This is a genomic window from Streptomyces sp. NPDC059456, from assembly GCF_042750055.1.
GTDB lineage: Bacteria > Actinomycetota > Actinomycetes > Streptomycetales > Streptomycetaceae > Streptomyces.
In genome coordinates, this window is the sequence record NZ_JBHYVA010000892.1 from 1 (window position 1) to 2,890 (window position 2,890).

2 protein-coding genes are annotated in these 2,890 nt (G+C 75.6%); one reads left to right on the top strand and one right to left on the bottom strand.

Going from position 1 to position 2,890, the window contains the following annotated elements; translation table 11 throughout:
• The coding region (locus ACFXA3_RS40150; protein ID WP_385195991.1) for a DUF6191 domain-containing protein at positions 1-107 on the top strand (107 nt) is incomplete at its 5' end.
• On the opposite strand, the gene ACFXA3_RS40155 is transcribed toward ACFXA3_RS40150, so the two are convergent.
• Positions 73-2,868: a LuxR C-terminal-related transcriptional regulator gene (locus ACFXA3_RS40155; RefSeq protein WP_385195993.1), complete on the bottom strand. Its 2,796-nt coding sequence runs from the start codon at positions 2,866-2,868 to the stop codon at positions 73-75. The genes ACFXA3_RS40150 and ACFXA3_RS40155 overlap by 35 nt on opposite strands.
• Between the last annotated feature and the right edge of the window lie 22 nt (positions 2,869-2,890).

Sequence of the window (2,890 nt, forward strand, 5' to 3'; positions counted from 1 at the left end):
CGCGGCGCCGCACCCCCGTCACCGCCGGCGATCCGGGACGCGGGCCGATAGACCTGGAGTCCGGCAGGGTGCTCATACGCCCGGCGGAGCAGCCCCCGCGGGAGTGAGCGGCGCGAACAGCCTCAGCCGGTGGGCGAGGGCGGCCGCCTCTCCGCGGCCGGCGACGCCGAGCTTGGCCAGGATGTTCGAGACGTGCACGCTGGCCGTCTTCGGGGAGATGAACAGCTCCTCGGCGATCTGGCGGTTGCTGTTGCCCGCCGCGACCAGGCGCAGTACGTCCCGTTCGCGGCTGGTCAGGCCCAGGGCCTCGGCGGGGTCGGTTTCCGGCGCGGGCAGGGCCGGGGGCGTGTCGGCCCCGGTGAGCGGGAGCCTGGCGCGCCGGGCGAGCAGGGCCAGGTCCTCGCGGAGCCTGCGGGCGCCGAGCCGGTCCGCGGTGGCGTGGGCCTCGCGGAGCAGCAGGGCGGCGGGTTCGCGGTCGCCGCCGGAGGCCAGCAGGGTCTCGGCCAGCCGGTGGCGGGCGCGGGCCAGCAGGTACGGGCGCTCCAGCGGGCGGACGGCCTGCTCGACGGCGGCCCAGTCGGCGGCGCGGTCGCGGTCCTCGGCGCGCAGCAGCTCGGCGCGCAGGAACTCGGCGTGGGCGGTCCACACGGGCACCGGGGTCGCCAGGGCGCGGGCGGCGCCGCGGATCGCGTCCAGGGCGGCCGCGCGGCCGGCTTCGGCGGCCGGGAGCCCCCGGGCGTCGGCCTCGGCGGACGCGGCGGCGAGCAGCAGGGGCCAGGCGTAGCGGTGGTGGCCGAGCGGGAAGCCGTAGGCGATCGCCTCGGCGGTCTCCGTGCGGACGTCGGCTATCCGGCCCTCCCCCGCGGCCACGCCGACCGCGAGGCGGAAGAGCGGGAGGCGGTGCTGGGGCTGGCTGTCGTGGGTGCCGAAGTGGGCGTGGGCGGCGGAGAGCCGGCCGGTCGCCTCGGTCAGTTCGCCGCGTGCCAGGGCCAGGTAGGACAGCCGTGCGGAGGCGGAACCGCGCGGGGCCGCGCTCTGGCCGACCTGCAGGGCGCGCCGGGCGGCTTCGGCGGCCTCGTCCCAGCGGCCGAGGCTGTACAGGCTCTCGGCCATGTTCCCGCTGATCCAGGCCTCGCTGTCCAGCAGCCGTGACTTCTTGAGGAGTTCGACCCCTTGTTCGGCCAGTTCCACGGCTTCGCGGGACCGGCCCATGCCTTCCAGCTGAGAGGTGAGGTTGATATGTGCGCGTCCCGCCTGCATGACGAGCCCCAGTGCGGTGGCCCGCTCCCGGACGGCGAACAGCTCGGCGAGCCCGCGCTCGGGGTCGCCGGAGTCGGTGAGCAGGCAGCCCACCGTGATCCGGGCGTTGAGCTCGATGTCCTCGGCCCCGAGCATGCGGGCGTAGGACACGGCGCGTTCCGCTGCGTCGAGGTTGCCGGGGCCGGGGTTGTGGAGCATGCCCCAGCCCGCGGCCCGGACCAGGACCTGGGCGTGCACCTGGGACGGGGGCAGCCCCTTGACGAGTTCCTGGGCCTTGCCGAGCTCCGCCCAGCCGTCGCCGCGGGCCAGGCTGGCCACGAGTCCGGAGCGCTCGGTCCAGAACCAGGCTGCCCGCAGCGGGTCGCCGTCGCCGTCCTCCTCCAGCAGCCGCAGGGCCGTCTTGGTGATCTTCAGGGCGCGTTCGCGTTCGCCGCCGAAGCGGGCGGCGACGGTCGCCTCGGCCAGCAGGTCGAGCCGCTTGAGCGGGGTGGTCGCCGGGTCGCAGCCGCACGGCGGGTACACGTCCGTGTAGTCCACGGGGCGCAGCGCCTCGCGGACCTCCTGCGGCGCGCTCTCCCACAGGTCCAGCGCCCGTTCCAGCAGGCGCAGCTGCTCGGAGTAGGCGTGCCGGCGGCGGGCGGCGACGGAGGCGGCGAGGACGGCGGGCAGCGCCTTGGCGGCGTCGTTGGCGTGGTACCAGTAGGCGGCGAGCCGGATGACCCGTTCCGCGGCGCGGATCAGCGAGTCGTCGCCCTCCAGGGCCTCGGCGTAGCGGCGGTTGACGCGGGCGCGTTCGCCGGGCAGCAGGTCGTCGCTGACGGCCTCGCGGACCAGCGAGTGGCGGAAGCGGAAGCCGTCCCCGTCGGGGGTGGCGAGGAGGATGTTGGCTCCGACGGCGGCGCGCAGGGCCTCGATCAGCTCGTCCTCGGTCAGCCCGGCGACGGCGCGCAGCAGCGGGTACTCCACGGTGGATCCGCCCTCGGCGACGATGCGCACGACGCGCTGGGCTGCCTCCGGCAGCACCTCGACGCGGACGAGCAGCAGGTCGCGGAGGGACTCGGGGAGTCCGGCGCGGCAGCTGCTCTCCTTGCAGGCGGCGAGTTCCTCGACGAAGAAGGCGTTGCCGTCGGAGCGGTCGAACACGGAGTCCACGTAGGCCTCGTCGGGCTGCGAGGCGAGGATGCCGGCGAGCTGGCGGCGCACCTCGGCCCGGTTGAACCGGGGCAGTTCGATGCGCTGGACGGTGCGGAGGCGGTCCAGTTCGGCGAGCAGCGGGCGCAGCGGATGGCGGCGGTGGACGTCGTCGGCCCGGTAGGTGGCGACGATGACGAGCCGGCCGGCGGCAAGGGTGCGGAAGAGGTAGGAGAGCAGGTGGCGGGTGGAGGTGTCCGCCCAGTGCAGGTCCTCCAAGACGAGGACGACGGTGCGGTCCGCGGCGAGGCGTTCCAGCATCCGGGCCGTCAGTTCGAAGAGCCGGGCTGTGCTCTCCTCGTCGTGCGGGCCGCGGGGGGTGTCGCCGAGTTCGGGGAGGATCCTGGCGAGTTCGTCCTCCTGGCCGCCGGCCGCGGCGGCCCGCGCCCCGGGGGGGCGGCGGGGCGGGGGTGGCAGCGGGGTCGTTTAAACAAAACAC